Here is a 15,788-nt window from a genome sequence, read left to right on the forward strand (position 1 = left end):
GCGGCATTGAGCTGCGTGCGCAGCGCAAGCAGCGCGTCGAGCTCGCAGTCCAGCGTCAAATAGAAATGCGGGATGGTCGACTTCGCCTCGACCAAGCGGCGCGCGATGGTCTTGCGCATGTTGTCGTGCGGCACCAGCTCGTAGGAGCCTTCGGCGAACAGCTTCAGCACCTGGTCGTCCGACACCGGCTTGGCTGCGGCCGGAGCGGACGGGGCGGCGGCCGAGACCTCGGCGGCCGGTCGAGCAGGGACGGCAGCGCCTTTTGCGGCGACTGCGGCCTCAACGTCGGCACGCACGACGCGACCACGCGGACCGCTGCCTTGTATTTCGGCTATCTTAAGACCGGCTTCGCGAGCCAAACGGCGCGCCAGCGGCGTTGCGCGCTCGCCCTGCGATTGGCCGATCTCCCCCCTTGTGGGGGAGATGCCCGGCAGGGCAGAGGGGGGCGCGACGGGATGAGAGGTTGGCGGGACAGCGCCCCCCTCTGTCGGCTTCGCCGACATCTCCCCCACGAGGGGGGAGATTGGCGCCCCGTTCTGCGGCGTCGTTGTTCCTGATTCATAGACCTCGTCGTCTGCATAGATCCATGCCACCGGTTCACCGACCGGAATGTCGACGCGCTCCTTGCCGGTGACGTCGCGCAGCGTGCCGCTGGCCGGCGCATCGATCTCCATCGCCGCCTTGTCGGTCTCGATCTCGAAAAGCACGTCGCCTTTCTTGACGTGCGCGCCCTCCTCGGCGAACCAGCGCGAGATCTGTCCGGTCGCCATATCCATGTCGACCTTGGGAAGAATGACTTCGGTCGGCATCGCTCAGCGAACCCCTTTCACGAGGTCGCGCGCGACGGCAATGATGTCGGGAACCTGCGGCACCGTCGCCTTTTCCAGGTCCGGATTGTAGGGGATCGGCGTCTCGGCGCCGCCAAGGCGCACGATCGGCGCATCGAGATAGTCGAACGCCTCGCTTTCGGCGACGAGCGCGCTCACTTCCGCACCGATGCCGAGCGTTTTCACCGCTTCGTAGACGCAGAGCAATCTCGATGTCTTCTTCACGCTGTCGATGACGGTCTGCCTGTCGATCGGGCGGATCGTGCGCAGATCGACCACCTCGATGTCGATGCCCTCGCCTTCAAGCACAGCCGCGGCGTCGAGCGCCTTCTGCACCATGATCGATGTGGCGACGATGGTGAGGTCGCGGCCTTCGCGGCGGATCTCGGCCTTGCCGATCGGCACGGTGTAATGGCCTTCAGGCACATGGCCCTTCATCTTATAGAGAAGCTTGTGCTCGAAGATCATGACCGGGTCCGGATCGGCGACCGCGGCAAGCAGCATGCCCTTGGCATCGTGCGGCGTCGCAGGCTGGATGACCTTGAGGCCAGGCACATGGCCGAGCCAAGCTTCTAAGCTCTGGCTGTGCTGCGCGGCAGCACCCGTGCCCGAGCCCGCCGGGAAACGCATCACCACGGGTACCGAGACCTCGCCGCCGAGCATGAAGCGCATCTTGGCCGCCTGGTTGACGATCTGCTCCATGCCGAGCGTGGCGAAATCCGAGAACTGGAATTCGAAGATCGGCCGCATGCCGGTGACCGCCGCGCCCACCGCGACGCCAGCGCCGCCCAGTTCGGAGATCGGCGTGTCTATAACCCGCTCGGTGCCGTAGCGCTCGACCAGGTCGCCGGTCACCTGAAAGGCGCCGCCATAGACGCCGATATCCTCGCCCATCAGGAAGACACGTTCGTCCATGTCCATGGCGATCGCCATGGCTTCCTGGATCGCCTGGGCGTAGCTCAGTTCACGCAGCGCGGCGTCCATCACGCAGGCTCCGTGTAAACGTAGTTCTGCAGGGTGGCGATCTCGGGCGCCGGGCTCGCCTTGGCGAACTCGATGCCGTCGGCGATCTCCTTGGCGACCGCGTCGCGGATTGCCTGGATACCCTGGTCGTCGATGAAGCCGAAATCGCGCAGCTCGGTCTCGAACAACGTGATCGGATCGCGGTTCGCCATCCAATCCTCGATCTCTTCCTTGGTGCGGTAACGGTTGCGGTCGCTCTTGGAATGGCCGCGATGACGGTAGGTCTTGGATTCGATCAGCGTCGGCCCCTCGCCGGCCCGCGCCCGCTCCACCGCCTTGAAGGACGCCTCGGCCACCTCGGAGAAGATATTGCCGTTGACGATGACGCCGGGCATCGAATAGGCGGCCGCCCGTTCGGCGATGTTCTTCACCGCGGTCGAGCGCGCCGTCGAGGTCGACATGCCGTAGCCGTTGTTCTCGCACACGAAGATCACCGGCAGCTTCCAGACCGCCGCCATGTTCAGCGCCTCGTGGAAGGCGCCTTCGTTGTTGGCGCCGTCGCCGAAGAAGGAAACCACGACCTTGCCGGTCTTCATCATCTTGGACGAGAGCGCGGCACCCACCGCAATCGGGATGCCGCCGGCAACGATGCCGTTGGCGCCGAGATTGCCCTTGGCGACATCGGCAATATGCATGGAGCCGCCGCGACCCTTGCAGTAGCCCGTGGTCTTGCCGAAGAACTCCGCGAACATCCGGCTGACTTCGGCGCCCTTGGCGATGCAATGGCCATGGCCGCGATGCGTCGAGGTGATCTGGTCGTCCTCGGCGAGCGGCATGCAGATGCCCATGGCGCTGGCTTCCTGGCCGATCGACAGGTGCATGGTGCCGTGGATGAGGCCGCGCGTGTAGCACTCTTCCGCGCCCTCTTCGAAGCGGCGGATGAGGTACATCTTGTGAAGCACCTCCCTCAGCTGCTCCGGGCTGTACTGGCGATAGACGAAAGGCAGGTTGGCCCGGCTATCCACGACTGCGGCTTTGCTGGCTCCAGCCATGATCACGCCTCCACGGCGCCATAAACGAGCTTGTCCTGGCGGGCACGCAGCTCGGCGATCTTCGAGCCCGGCGCGGGCGCCGCGTTGGCATAGGTGATAAGCTCGCCCTTCTTGATGGGCGTAGTCACGGAGCCGCCCTGCAGCAGGCCGCAGGGAACGGCGCGCGCCGCATGGGCTTCCGGCGCCGTCATGATCCAGGCGCGGTAGCAATATTCGCCGATGGCGTCGAGCTTGTCGCCGGGCTTCAGATCCTTCTTGGCAACGGCGCAGACTTCGGCCACGGGCTTGGCCAGCGGCACCATGTCCGCCTTGCCGTAGAGCACGACACGGGCGCAGGTGAGCGGCACTTCCAGCGAGGTGAGGTGATAGGGACGATGGAAGGTGAAATATGGGCCCTTGCCCATCTTCAGGTCTTCCATGCGCTCCGAGATGCGCGGATGCGACATGTCGGCGACGACGAAGACGCCGGGCGCCACACCTTTGCCGATCGAATAGTCGACGACGCCGACCTTCGACAGCACGCCGCCGTCCTTCTCAGGCACCAGCACCTTCGATAATTCGCCGAGCGTCGCGGACGGGCCGTGCATGCCGGGCTTGTCGGGAACCAGCCCGGTCGCATTGGCGATCGCCGCCATCTCGACCATGGTCTTCGAACCATCGACGAATTCGACCAGCATGCGCACGTTCATGTGCCGGCGCTTGGCCTCCTCCTCATAGTCGGGAGGCGTGGCATCGATGTTGAGCGGGTTGTTCTTGCCCTTGCCGGCGGCAACGATCGGGTGGCCCATGGCGGAGACGAACTCGATCAGCTCCATGCAGGAAGACGGCTCGTCGCCGGCGCCCAGCGAGTAGGTCACGCCGAGGCGGTCGGCTTCGCTCTTGAGATAGGCGCCAATGGTGACGTCGGCTTCGACATTCATCATCACCAGATGCTTGCCATGCTCCATGGCGCGCAGGCCGATCTCGGCGCCGACGGCCGGAACGCCAGTCGCGTCGATCACGACGTCGATGAGGTCGTTGCCGATGACAAGGCTGGAATCGTTGGTGACGGCGATTTTGCCGGCCTCCATGGCCGACGTCATCGCCGAGGCACTCGAAACTTCGCGCGCATGACCGGTTGCCTGGAAGGCGATATCGACGGCCTTGCCGGCCGCCGGCAGGTTGAGTTCGGAAATGGCGCCGATCTCGATGCCGGACATGTGGGCGACGCGGGTAACGATGTCGGTTCCCATTTCGCCCGAGCCGATCAGGCCGATGCGGATCGGCTTGCCGGACTTGGCGCGCTCCTCGAGGTCACGGGCGAGGCCCGTCAACGAAATATTGGAAGCCATGCCGCTTATTCCTCCCACATCGCATGCTGTTTGATCGCTTGACGGGTATTGAACATCTGTATTTCTGTCAAGACTAATGTCCAAATCTTTGGCCGTCCTCGACGCTTTTCGAGTTGGTTGACGCGCAACGGCGAAAGGCGCGGATGCCTATATCAAACCAAATGGAAGCGAGCGGGCGGCGCCGAATGTCGGTCAAAGCCGGACCACGGCCTGCGACGAACCATGACGAGATATCTAGGCGGCAATTGCTACTGGCAAACGTCGACCCATACGGCGCCGACCAGATCGGCCATGCGCGCCGGCGTGATGCGCACCGCGGCATTGGTGGCGCCGGCTGCGGGAACGACCTCATCGAAGGCCTTGAGCGACAGATCGCAATAGACGGGTAGCGGCGACGGCAGGCCGAACGGGCAGACGCCGCCAGGCGGATGGCTGGTGATTGCCAGCACCTCCTCGCCGCCCAGCATGCGCGGCTTGCCGCCCATGCTGTCCTTGAATTTGCGGTTGTCGAGCCTGGCGATGCCGCTGGTCACGACCAGCATGGCCTCGTCGCCGACGCGCAGGCAGATCGTCTTGGCGATCTGCGCCGGCATGACACCGTGCGCCTCCGCCGCCAGCGCCACTGTTGCGGAACTTGCCTCGGTGACGATGACTTCGATGTCGGGCGCGTGCTCGGCAAAAAAAGCGCGAACCGATTCCAAACTCATAGGACCCCTCGTCAGACTGTCGAACACCGGCTCGCGAATCGCATGGCGACGCGGTCATTGACAAGAGCCACGGCCGCGCGTTGCGCACCCTTGTCTTGATGCCTGTCGTTTCCCAAAACCTCAGCGCACAGTTGGGCGACATGCATCAAAAAGCCCGCCAGGCATGCCTTGGCGGGCTTTCACATGGACGCTTGCTTGCGTCCCTATTGCTGCGTGGGCCGGTTCTCGGCGGCCGGCACTCTGATCAATTCCTCTTCCGGCACCTGCAGGGCGGAAGCGATGCGCCGAAGCTTGGCGGGGTCGGCGTCCTTGCCGTCCTCAATGTCGACGATCTCGCCCACGGCCAGGCCGCAGGTCAAAGAGAGCTCCTCGATCGTGTACCCCCTGGTTTCGCGGGCGGCTTTGAACGGGTTGAGGCCGGACGCGGCAATAATGTCGTTGGAAACAGCGTTTCGTACGGTGTTGGGCATGGCAACTCCTTGAGATGAAACAGGGTCGGATGAAATGTGGTGTTGCCTGAGACGGGCGGGAGAATGCTCGTTAACAAATGATTTGCCAAGAGCACCCATGCGGCGTCACGCCATCGTGAAGCTGCGTTTCGGCTGATGCCTCGGGCTGCGTATATGTAAGACCGCGGAGCGCTCAATCAAGTTCTTTTGAAGGTCCTCGGCCGGATCCTCCGGCATTTTCGGCGTCTCGGTTCGTTAGCTTGCCGTCACCGGTGGTGGCCAACAGACCAGCGCCGGGCGTTTCTCGGAAGGATCAGATGCCATGACTTTGAAATCGTTCGCAATTGTGCTTGGCACAGTCTCAAGCGCCATCGGCGCGACGCAAGCGTGGGCCGCAGATGCCATACGTGTTCGAGGCACTGTCGTCAGCGTTGCCGGATCGACGCTGACGGTGAAGGATCGCGATGGCAAAACCGATGCGATCACGCTCGCCAACGGATGGAAGATTTCTGGCGTCGCCAAGGCGTCGGCAGCCGATATCAAACGAGGCGATTTTCTCGGCATCGCCTCGACGTCCAAGGCCGACGGCGGCAGCGGCGCGCTGGAAGTCGTGATCTTTCCAGCCGCGCTGAAGGGTACCGGAGAAGGCGATCGCGACTGGGATCTGCAGCCCAACAGCCGCATGACCAACGGCACCGTCGCCGACGTCACCGAGATCGAAGGCCGCACCGTCACGCTTACCTATGACAACGGCCAGAAGAAGCAGATCGCTATCCCGCAGACGACACCGATCGTGACATTCGCCACCGCCACGCCGGCAGATCTCACGCCGGGCATCGCAGTGTTCGTCAATGCCGAGCGCGGCGGCGACGGCAATCTGATCGCGAAACGGATCGTTGTCGGGAATCACGGCATCGCGCCGCCGATGTGAGGCAGGCGAGCGGTTCGAACAGCTTTGGTGGCTTGAAGACTCGGCCTATCTGAGGCGGCGGTGTCGCGAAGCGAGCCGCTTCCATGCCGAGGAGCCGCGCGCCGGATGCGTGGCGCGCCGAGGAGAGCCGCGCCGGCTTTCCCAATCCGCCGATATCGCCGGCCGCAACGCGGCCGCCATTTCCATAGCGGTGCCGAAATGATCAGCGCCGGCTGATAAGGAGGCCGGCAAGCAGTCCGACCACGACCAGCCCGACGGCGGCGGCCGTCGCCGGATGATCGCGCGCCGTGCGCTCGATCGCCCTGCCCCTGCGCCTTATTGCCGGCAGCGCCTCGTGGAGGAGATCGGCAAGTTGCGAATAATAGTCGGACGCCGCCTCGCGGCCATCCTCGTAATAGGCGTCACCGCGCCTGGCCAAAACCTTCTTCAGGTCGTGCAGTTGTCGCGAAAGCGCCGCGACCTGCTTGTCGATATCAACGTCGGAGAGGGTCGAAAACGATGCCATGCTTGTTGTCCTTCTCTTCGAGAAGGCCTAACGCACGGACGAAGAGCCCGTTCCGGCCGACCGACCGAGCGCGGTCAAGTCGAATATGACCGTTCAACGAACCTGGTCGAGCAGGCGCTTGCATTCCAGCAAGTCGAACAGCGCCTCCTGCAGCAGGGCGCGATTGTCACGCGACAATTTCGACGAGTCGGGTTGAACCGGGCCTTCGTCGTCGCTCTTGCCGAGGCCGAAGAAACGGCGGCTGGGCTTCACCTTCGGCTGGCCAACCAGCGCGTCCTCGTCGCCCCGCGGCTGCGCGGCCGCCGTCAGCGGCACCTGCTCGGCCTGGCGGCGCTGGGCGATGGCCTCTACCGCGGCCATGTCGCCATTGCCGATGGCGACCAGGAAATGGTTGCCGTTCTCACGCAACAGCTTCTGCACGCCTTTGATCGTATAGCCCTGATCGTAGAGCATATGCCGGATGCCCTTGATGAGCTCGACGTCTTGCGGCCGGTAGTAGCGCCGGCCACCGCCACGCTTCATCGGCTTGATCTGGGTGAAGCGGGTCTCCCAGAAACGCAGCACGTGCTGCGGCAGATCAAGATCTTCCGCGACTTCGCTGATGGTGCGGAAAGCATCGGGGCTCTTGTCCATGGGCCAATCCTCCACACTGGACCACGATCCGGGCATGGTGCCGAATCGCATCTATTTCAGCGATTTATGAAACGATATTCAAGCCCAGCGTCAAAACCGCCGGCGGTTTTCAACCGCATTCGCCAGCAAACTACTTGCCGCCCTTGCCCTTGCTGTTCTGATGCGAACGCAGGATCCGGTTCTTGAGCACGTTCGAGGACTTGAACGTCATCACCCGGCGCGGCAAGATCGGTACTTCCTCGCCGGTCTTGGGATTGCGGCCGATGCGCTCGTTCTTGGAGCGGACATGGAAGGTGGCGAAGGACGACAGCTTGACCGTCTCACCGCGAACGATGGCTTCGCAGATTTCGTCCAGCACAGCCTCGACGAGTTCCGCCGATTCCGTTCGCGACAAACCAACCTTCCGGTAAACGGCTTCAGCAAGGTCGGCACGCGTAAGTGTCTTTCCCCCCATGCGACCGTCCCATCTGCTCGCAAAAACGTAAATCGATACAGGCAAAGGCTGAGCCTAAGTAATTGATCCGGCAAGGTCAAGGACCGAACCGGCGAGTTCGGCACTTACCAGCGGAGCAACACCGCGCCCCAGGTGAAGCCTCCACCCATCGCCTCGAGAAGAACCAGGTCGCCCTTCTTGATGCGACCGTCGGCGACGGCCACCGACAAGGCGAGCGGCACCGAAGCAGCCGAGGTGTTACCGTGTAAATCGACGGTGACCACCACTTTCTCTTCGGCGATCCCGAGCTTCTTGGCGGAAGCGTCAATAATCCGTTTATTGGCCTGATGCGGCACGAACCAGTCGAGGTCCTCGGCCGTTATGCCGGCCTCGCTGAAGGTCGCCTCGATGACGTCGGTGATCATGCCCACGGCATGCTTGAACACTTCACGGCCTTCCATCCTCAGATGGCCGACGGTTCCCGTGGTCGAAGGGCCTCCGTCGACGAAGAGCTTGTCCTTGTGCACGCCGTCGGAGCGCAGGCTTGCGGCCAGCACGCCGCGATCGGTGATCGCGCCGGCTCCGTCTTCCGCTTCGAGAACCAGCGCGCCGGCGCCGTCGCCGAACAGCACACAGGTCGAGCGGTCGCTCCAGTCGAGGATGCGCGAGAATGTTTCCGAGCCGATCACCAGGACGCGTTTGGCCAGGCCGCCGCGTATATAGAGATCGGCAGTGGCGACGGCGTAAACGAAGCCCGAGCACACGGCCTGCAGGTCGAAGGCAAAGCCGTGATGCATGCCGAGCCGGTTCTGGATTTCGACAGCCGTCGCCGGGAACGTGTTGTTGGGCGTCGAGGTCGCCAGGATGATGAGATCGATATCGGCGGGCGTCATGCCGGCGCTGTCGAGCGCGGCGCGCGCCGCATCCTCGCCAAGCGAGGCAGTCGTCTCGTCGTCGGCGGCGACGTGGCGCTGGCGAATGCCGGTGCGCTGGACGATCCACTCGTCGGAGGTCTCGACCATGCCTTCGAAGTCGGCATTCTTCATGATGCGGCGGGGCAGCGCGGCACCGTTGCCGCGCACGACTGATCTGATCAAGGCTCTTTCCTATTCCTCGGCGTCGGCGACGCCGGACTTCCTGTTTGCCTGCGCGGTCGGGTTGCGCGCATGGAACAGATCGAGGTCGGCCTCGATCCGGTCAAGCAGATTGTTGCGTACCATATCGTAGCCGAGCTCGATGGCGGCCGCGAATCCGTCCGAATCGGCGCCGCCATGGCTCTTCACGACGATGCCGTTCAACCCCAGGAAGACGCCACCATTGGAGCGACCGACATCCATCTTCTCGCGCAGCCTGTCGAAGGCGCTCTTGGCGAAGACGTAGCCGATCTTGGCCATGAGCGTGCGGCTCATGGCGGCGCGCAGATAGCCGGCGATCTGCCTTGCGGTGCCCTCGGCGGTCTTGAGCGCGATGTTGCCGGCGAAGCCCTCGGTGACCACCACGTCGACCGTGCCCTTGCCGATATCGTCGCCCTCGACGAAGCCGCGATAATTCATCGAGGCCATGTTGGCCTCGCGCAACATGCGGCCGGCTTCCTTGACCTCTTCCTGGCCCTTGATCTCCTCGACGCCGACATTGAGCAGGCCGACGCTCGGCCGCTCGACGCCAAACACCGAGCGCGCCATGCCGGTACCCAGAATGGCGAAATCGATAAGCTGATGCGCATCCGCGCCGATAGTGGCGCCGACATCGAGCACCACGCTTTCGCCGCGCGTCGTCGGCCAGAGCGCTGCGATCGCCGGACGGTCGATGGTGGCCATCGTGCGAAGGCAGAATTTCGACATCGCCATCAGCGCGCCGGTGTTGCCGGCCGAAACGCAGGCCTGCGCCCCGCCGTTCTTGACCGCTTCGACGGCCTTCCACATCGACGACTTCCAGCGGCCGTGGCGAAGCGCCTGGCTCGGCTTGTCATCCATGCGCACGGCGATCTCGCAATGGACGAACTCGCTTATCTCGGCGAGTTTCGGGAACTTGGCGAGTTCAGGACGCACCACGTCCTCGCGGCCATAGACGACGAAGCGGATGTCAGGGCGGCGGATGGCGACGGTCATCAGCGCCGGGATGACCACGCTCGGTCCGTGATCGCCGCCCATGGCATCGATGGAAATCCTGATCACGTAGTGCTTTTCTCACGGTTTGCCTGGCTTGCGGCGGACGCCTGCCGAGGTAAGGGACCTCGCGAAGGTTCGGCGAAAATAACGGTTTTGTGCCTGCGCACAACCAACTTTTCCAAAATCCGGACCACCTCAGGATTTTCCAAGCAGCGAACGCAGCTTTTTCTGGAATTCGCTCTCCTCGGTCTGATCGTCGCCGGCGACGTCGAGCGAGGCTCCCGACTTGCGCGGATAAGGGTCGATAGCCAGACCGAAAAACTGTTCGGCCAGCCCGCCGACGTCGATGGTGTCGCCGGAAAATGTCTCCGGACTGTCCGGCCCGTCGGCGTCGAGGACGATCTCGCCGCCGCCTTCGAAACCTTCGCGCCCAAGCTTCGACTGCTCGGGCAGAAACAGCGCCTCGACGGGCTCGTCAATATGCGCGGCGACCGGATCCAGGGTGACGATGCAGGCTTGCGTGATGTCGGCCGCGACGCGACCGGTGACCTTGACGCCATTGCGCTTCCAGGGGACCACAAGCAGTTCGGCGCGATAGCTCTCGACCGAAAGCAGGTCATATGCGGCGGCAAGCGCCTCGCGCTGGCGCTCATCGGCCTCGACAAGGACAGGCAGGCCCTTTTGCGGCAGGCGCGCGACATTGGCGACGAAGGATACCGGGCTGCGCAATTCGGCGTCTTTCATGCCGGCCTCCTTCACGCTGCCCCGGCCGCCGGAAACGCGGCGATGCCGGCGGCGATCGATTCGGTCGGCTGCGCGGCAAGCTTGTGCGAGGCCTCGCAGACATAGTCCGCCAGCAGCGGCGCCTGCGGCCAGGGGCCGGAGTCCGGCCTGACGTTGCGGGCGAGCGCCGCCGCAAGCGCCACCCGATCGTCTTCCTTGAACGCTTCGTCATAGGCAGCCGTACGGCCGTAAAACATCTTTGCCAGCTTCTTCATGCGTTTGGGCACGCCGACATCGCCAATGCCAAGTTCGCGCAGCGAATGCTCGACATCGAGGAAGAACTCGTCGATCAGCACTTGCGCGACCTCGGCGGCCACGCCTTGCCTGCCATGCAGCCGGTGCTGGACGAGATACATGTGCAGCGACAGCATCTCGAAGCGGCCGAGCGGCGTATCCGGCACATTCCAGTCGGAATAAAACACCGTTTGCCGCGCCGCCGCCACGATTTGTGCGTAGAGCGCGTCGGTGATAGCGCGGTTGGCATTGCGTTCGCGGCCAAAAAGGCGCTGGAACATTGAGGGCGGTCTCCCGGGGACCTGTTGTTTGATTTGGCCTTGTTGCATCGGCATGCAAGCTGGTTTACCGGTTTTGCGGCCCAGCGCAAGTTGCGGGGATGTGATGGAGAATTGTTGTTGGGTGCGCTGAAATTCAAGTCGTTCTTTGCGCCCGCCCCAGTGGGCGCGGCTTCGCTGCTGGTAATGGTGTCAGCGCTTTCCGCCTGCAATTCGTCCAAGATGTTCGGAGATCTCCATCCGAGCGAGACGCTGACGAAAGGCTACGTCATCGACCAGCAGGCGATCGATTCGGTGCCGGTCGGATCGAGCCGCGAGCAGGTGCTTCTGGCGCTGGGCACGCCGTCGACGACGGCGACCTTCGACAACGAGGCCTTCTACTACATCTCGCAAACGCGCAAGCGCTACGTCGCCTTCGACAACCCGCGCATCGTCGACCAGCACGTGCTGGCGGTCTATTTCGGCGCTGACGGCCGCGTCACCCAGATCGCCAATTACGGTCTCAAGGACGGCAAGGTCTTCGACTTCATCTCGCGGACGACGCCCACCGGCGGCAAGGACCAGAACTTCCTGAGCCAGGTCATCAGCGGCGCCAGCAAGCTGGCGCCCGGCATCCCCGGCGGCGGTAGCGGCGGTACGCCCTGAGTTCGCTCGCCCGGCAACCCGACTGAACGAAAGACTTCGATTGACGGTCTTTCGTCGCCTGCCGGCGACCGTCCGACTGCGCTTGCCTATGCCCGCATAGCCACGTATGACGCTTTGGCGATTTCCGGGGGGCTGGATATGAGCAACAACGATCGTACCGTACCGCAGGGCTGGATGGCGACCGGCACGCCTGACCAACAGACGGTGACGCCGGACTGGCTTGCCGTCGATGCGCCGCCGATCGAGGGCGTCGCATTCAAGGAAATCAGACCCGTCGCGACTTCCAACGGCTACCTGACCGAGATCTTTCGCGAGGAATGGGCTCTTGATCAATCGCCGGTCGGGCAAGTGTTTCAGCGCACCATGTATCCGGGCGCGGTGACGGGCTGGCACGCACATGCGGTGACTCTCGACCGCCTGTTCTGCTGCGCCGGCAGCGTGCGGATATCGCTTTTCGACGGGCGCAAGGCTTCGCCCAGTTTCGGCACGGTCTGGCACAAGATCGTCGGCGCCTCGCGACCGGCAATCGTGACCATTCCGCCCGGCGTCTGGCACGGTGTCGTCGCCCTCGGACCGGAGATGGCGTTGCTGCTCAACCTCGTCGACAAGGCTTACGCCTATGACGCGCCCGACCATTGGCGCCTGCCGCCCGATGCGGAACAAATCCCCTACAAGCTGGTGTAGTGTGGAACAGGCCGGTCAAAGCGCGCCAATCGGACCGATCGAACCACTTGTCTCGATCGTGATAGCGACGCACAATCGTCCGGCGGTGCTGCATCAGGCGCTGAAGAGCCTCATTGGTCAGACCCTGCAGGACTGGGAAGCCATAGTCATCGGCGACGCGTGCCGCCCTGACACCGCGGCCACGGTCGCTGCATTCGAAGACGCCCGCATCTGCTATATCGATCTTCCGGTGAACTTCGGCGAGCAGTCGGGTCCCAACAATATCGGCTTTGCCCGGGCCCGCGGCCGCTTCATCGCCATCTTGAACCATGACGATCTGTGGTTTCCCGACCATCTGGCGTCCATGTGCGGCTGGATCGACGCCACCGGTGCCGATGTGGTGATCGCCCGAGGTGCAGTCATCGAGTCGTCCGCGAGCAAAGGCTCCAGGCATATGATCCTCGGGATGGGCCGGGACGGCTTCTATGACCCAGTCACCACAGTCGGATTCGGTTCCGCGCAAATGATCCGGCGGACGTCGCTGCCAAGGCTTGGGCCATGGCGCCCGGCCAGCCAGTGCGTTTGCGAGAGTTCTCAGGACTGGCTGTTCCGTGCCTGGCGCAAGGGTGCTGTAATTGCGACAATGCCCCATCTAACCGTGCTCATGCTGCATTCGGGCAAGCGCGAAGGCAGCTATGCGCGAGACACGGCGCGGGAGCAGGAAGAACTGATGGACGCGATGGATGCGCCAGACGCGTTGCGGGTCAGGATTCTTGGCAACGCCGAGGAACCTGCCCCCCTCAAGCGCTCCCGCTATCTCAAACGCAGGCTTCTGGCTGTGCTCGGCATACATCCGCGGGCGCGGTCCTTCCGCCGCCAATATCGCCGCGGCGCGTTCATTGCCATGTTGCGCCGGACACGCGGCTTGCCGCCGATGCCCGAACGAGAACCAGACGCCGACGCGTTGCTGGCCCGCTATCGCCGTGGCGGCGAAAGGCCGGAAGCTAGTTGAGTGCCCCGGAATGCATGATGTCATGCCGAAACACAAAGCCCGCGGGAGCGATCCCGCGGGCTTTGTCCTGGAATAGCCGCAATCAGCCGTGCGCGAGCACGGCGAGCAGAAGCAGCGCGACGATGTTGGTGATCTTGATCGCCGGGTTGACGGCCGGGCCGGCGGTGTCCTTGTAGGGATCGCCGACGGTATCGCCGGTAACCGAGGCCTTGTGCGCTTCCGAACCCTTCAGGTGCTTGACGCCGTCCTTGTCGGTAAAGCCATCCTCGAACGACTTTTTGGCGTTGTCCCAGGCGCCGCCGCCGGAGGTCATCGAGATGGCGACGAAGAGGCCGTTGACGATGACGCCGAGCAGCGAGGCGCCGAGCGCCGCGAAGGCCGAGGCCTTCGAGCCCGAGATCAGAAGCACGCCGAAATAGACGACGAGCGGCGCGAGCACCGGGAGCAGCGACGGAATGATCATTTCCCGGATCGCCGCCCTGGTCAGGATGTCGACGGCGCGCGCATAGTTCGGCTTCGAGGTGCCGGCCATGATGCCCTTGTCCTCGCGGAACTGCTTGCGCACTTCCTCGACGATCGAGCCTGCGGCGCGACCGACCGCGGTCATCGCGATACCGCCGAACAGATAGGGGATCAGGCCGCCGAAGATGAGGCCGGCGACGACATACGGGTTGGAGAGATCGAACGAGATCTCGCCCATGCCCTGGAAGTAGGGGTACTTGTCGCCATTGGCGGCAAAGAACCTGAGATCGTTCGAGTAGGCGGCGAACAGCACCAGCGCGCCGAGGCCGGCCGAGCCGATGGCATAGCCCTTGGTCACCGCCTTGGTGGTGTTGCCGACCGCGTCGAGCGCGTCGGTCGAGTGGCGGACTTCCTTGGGCAGGCCGGCCATTTCGGCGATGCCGCCGGCATTGTCGGTGACCGGGCCGAAGGCGTCGAGCGCCACGATCATGCCGGCTAGCCCGAGCATGGTGGTGACGGCGATCGCTGTGCCGAAAAGGCCGGCGAGCTGGTAGGTGGCGATGATGCCGCCGACGATGACGATGGCCGGCAGCGCCGTCGATTCCAGCGAGACCGCGAGGCCCTGGATGACGTTGGTGCCGTGGCCGGTCACCGACGCCTGAGCGATCGAGTTCACCGGACGCTTGTTGGTGCCGGTATAGTATTCCGTGATTACGACGATCAAGCCGGTCACAGCCAAGCCGATCAGGCCGCAGATGAACAGGTTCTTGCCGGTGATGACGATGCCGGCGACGGTGCCGACCTCGCCCCAGCCGAGGGTGGCCGAGGTAGCGGCGGCGAGGCCGACGATCGACAGCAGGCCGGTGACGATCAGGCCCTTGTAGAGCGCGCCCATGATCGAGCCGTTGGAACCCAGCTTGACGAAGAATGTGCCGACGATCGAGGTCAGGATGCAGGCGCCGCAGATGGCCAGCGGATAGAGCATCGCGGCCCCCAGCACCGCGGTACCGCCGAAGAAGATAGCGGCAAGCACCATGGTGGCGACGACGGTCACCGCATAGGTCTCGAACAGATCGGCGGCCATGCCGGCACAGTCGCCGACATTGTCGCCGACATTGTCGGCGATGGTGGCCGGGTTGCGCGGATCGTCTTCGGGGATACCGGCCTCGACCTTGCCGACGAGATCGCCGCCGACATCCGCACCCTTGGTGAAGATGCCGCCGCCGAGACGGGCGAAGATCGAGATCAGCGAGGCGCCGAAGCCGAGCGCGACGAGCGAGTCGATGACGACGCGGTCGTTGGGCTGCAGGCCCATCGGGCCGGTCAGGATGAAGTAGTAGATCGAGACGCCAAGCAGCGCCAGGCCCGCGACCAGCATGCCGGTGATGGCACCCGACTTGAAGGCGATGTCGAGGCCGGCGGCAAGGCTGTTCGAGGCGGCTTGCGCGGTTCGCACATTGGCGCGCACCGAGACATGCATGCCGATGAAACCGGCGGCGCCCGACAGCACCGCGCCGATCAGGAAGCCGATGGCGGCGGTGATCGAAAGCAGCCACCACGCAAGCAGGAGAACGACGATACCGACGATCGCGATGGTCGTGTACTGGCGCGCCAGGTAAGCCTGGGCGCCTTCGCGGATGGCGGCTGAGATTTCCTGCATGCGCTGATTGCCCTGATCGGACGCAAGGACCGAACGTGTCGCCCAGATGGCGTACAGAACTGACAGCAGGCCGCAGGCGATGACGGCGGTAATGATGGTCATTGCCGGATTT

The 15,788-nt window shown here is 63.9% G+C and carries 18 protein-coding genes; 4 read left to right on the plus strand and 14 right to left on the minus strand.

The features are described from left to right. From FJW05_RS16070 to FJW05_RS16095, 6 genes are all read right to left on the minus strand, one after another. On the minus strand, positions 1 to 809 hold an 809-nt coding region (locus tag FJW05_RS16070; RefSeq protein ID WP_140633824.1), incomplete at its 3' end, for an E3 binding domain-containing protein. A 3-nt stretch (positions 810 to 812) separates the two neighbouring features. Beyond that, positions 813 to 1,811: an alpha-ketoacid dehydrogenase subunit beta gene (locus FJW05_RS16075; RefSeq protein ID WP_140633826.1), complete on the minus strand. Its 999-nt coding sequence runs from the start codon at positions 1,809 to 1,811 to the stop codon at positions 813 to 815. Next, positions 1,811 to 2,842, minus strand: coding sequence for a thiamine pyrophosphate-dependent dehydrogenase E1 component subunit alpha (locus FJW05_RS16080; protein ID WP_140541304.1), 1,032 nt, complete (start codon positions 2,840 to 2,842; stop codon positions 1,811 to 1,813). Before FJW05_RS16080 ends, FJW05_RS16075 begins: the two co-directional genes overlap by 1 nt. 2 nt (positions 2,843 to 2,844) lie before the next feature. Then, complete coding sequence (locus FJW05_RS16085; protein ID WP_140633828.1) at positions 2,845 to 4,173, minus strand: NAD(P)H-dependent oxidoreductase; 1,329 nt, start codon at positions 4,171 to 4,173, stop codon at positions 2,845 to 2,847. Positions 4,174 to 4,421: 248 nt separating this feature from the next. After that, positions 4,422 to 4,880 (minus strand): YbaK/EbsC family protein, encoded by a 459-nt coding sequence (locus tag FJW05_RS16090; RefSeq protein ID WP_140633830.1) that lies wholly within the window; start codon positions 4,878 to 4,880, stop codon positions 4,422 to 4,424. Positions 4,881 to 5,083: 203 nt separating this feature from the next. After that, positions 5,084 to 5,350: a helix-turn-helix transcriptional regulator gene (locus FJW05_RS16095; RefSeq protein ID WP_095767666.1), complete on the minus strand. Its 267-nt coding sequence runs from the start codon at positions 5,348 to 5,350 to the stop codon at positions 5,084 to 5,086. Positions 5,351 to 5,651: 301 nt separating this feature from the next. Between FJW05_RS16095 and FJW05_RS16100 the strand changes: the two genes are divergently transcribed. Next, positions 5,652 to 6,260, plus strand: coding sequence for a hypothetical protein (locus tag FJW05_RS16100; protein WP_140633832.1), 609 nt, complete (start codon positions 5,652 to 5,654; stop codon positions 6,258 to 6,260). A 202-nt stretch (positions 6,261 to 6,462) separates the two neighbouring features. On the opposite strand, the gene FJW05_RS16105 is transcribed toward FJW05_RS16100, so the two are convergent. From FJW05_RS16105 to FJW05_RS16135, 7 genes are all read right to left on the minus strand, one after another. Continuing rightward, on the minus strand, positions 6,463 to 6,765 hold the full coding sequence (locus FJW05_RS16105; protein WP_140633835.1) for a DUF883 family protein: 303 nt from the start codon (positions 6,763 to 6,765) through the stop codon (positions 6,463 to 6,465). A 93-nt stretch (positions 6,766 to 6,858) separates the two neighbouring features. Next, positions 6,859 to 7,398, minus strand: coding sequence for a MerR family transcriptional regulator (locus FJW05_RS16110; RefSeq protein WP_040983239.1), 540 nt, complete (start codon positions 7,396 to 7,398; stop codon positions 6,859 to 6,861). Between the two features lie 130 nt (positions 7,399 to 7,528). Further along, positions 7,529 to 7,852, minus strand: coding sequence for an integration host factor subunit alpha (locus FJW05_RS16115; protein WP_040983242.1), 324 nt, complete (start codon positions 7,850 to 7,852; stop codon positions 7,529 to 7,531). Between the two features lie 104 nt (positions 7,853 to 7,956). Continuing rightward, positions 7,957 to 8,928: a beta-ketoacyl-ACP synthase III gene (locus FJW05_RS16120; protein WP_140633838.1), complete on the minus strand. Its 972-nt coding sequence runs from the start codon at positions 8,926 to 8,928 to the stop codon at positions 7,957 to 7,959. A 9-nt stretch (positions 8,929 to 8,937) separates the two neighbouring features. After that, on the minus strand, positions 8,938 to 10,005 hold the full coding sequence (plsX, locus tag FJW05_RS16125) for a phosphate acyltransferase PlsX (protein ID WP_140633841.1): 1,068 nt from the start codon (positions 10,003 to 10,005) through the stop codon (positions 8,938 to 8,940). A 129-nt stretch (positions 10,006 to 10,134) separates the two neighbouring features. Beyond that, on the minus strand, positions 10,135 to 10,683 hold the full coding sequence (locus tag FJW05_RS16130) for a YceD family protein (RefSeq protein WP_140633844.1): 549 nt from the start codon (positions 10,681 to 10,683) through the stop codon (positions 10,135 to 10,137). A gap of 11 nt (positions 10,684 to 10,694) precedes the next feature. Further along, positions 10,695 to 11,237 (minus strand): ubiquinol-cytochrome C chaperone family protein, encoded by a 543-nt coding sequence (locus FJW05_RS16135; RefSeq protein ID WP_140633848.1) that lies wholly within the window; start codon positions 11,235 to 11,237, stop codon positions 10,695 to 10,697. Between the two features lie 117 nt (positions 11,238 to 11,354). Here FJW05_RS16135 and FJW05_RS16140 point away from each other — a divergent pair, with 117 nt between their 5' ends. The 3 genes from FJW05_RS16140 (at position 11,355) to FJW05_RS16150 (ending at position 13,554) form a co-directional block, all read left to right on the plus strand. Further along, positions 11,355 to 11,879 (plus strand): outer membrane protein assembly factor BamE, encoded by a 525-nt coding sequence (locus FJW05_RS16140; RefSeq protein WP_140541295.1) that lies wholly within the window; start codon positions 11,355 to 11,357, stop codon positions 11,877 to 11,879. A 138-nt stretch (positions 11,880 to 12,017) separates the two neighbouring features. Further along, positions 12,018 to 12,563 (plus strand): dTDP-4-dehydrorhamnose 3,5-epimerase family protein, encoded by a 546-nt coding sequence (locus FJW05_RS16145; RefSeq protein ID WP_181164967.1) that lies wholly within the window; start codon positions 12,018 to 12,020, stop codon positions 12,561 to 12,563. 1 nt (position 12,564) lies between these two features. After that, a complete protein-coding gene (locus FJW05_RS16150) occupies positions 12,565 to 13,554 on the plus strand; it encodes a glycosyltransferase family 2 protein (protein ID WP_246673471.1) in 990 nt (329 codons plus the stop codon). Between the two features lie 82 nt (positions 13,555 to 13,636). On the opposite strand, the gene FJW05_RS16155 is transcribed toward FJW05_RS16150, so the two are convergent. Next, positions 13,637 to 15,778 (minus strand): sodium-translocating pyrophosphatase, encoded by a 2,142-nt coding sequence (locus tag FJW05_RS16155; RefSeq protein ID WP_140633852.1) that lies wholly within the window; start codon positions 15,776 to 15,778, stop codon positions 13,637 to 13,639. Positions 15,779 to 15,788 lie beyond the last annotated feature (10 nt).

The organism is Mesorhizobium sp. B2-9-1 (assembly GCF_006439455.1).
GTDB lineage: Bacteria > Pseudomonadota > Alphaproteobacteria > Rhizobiales > Rhizobiaceae > Mesorhizobium.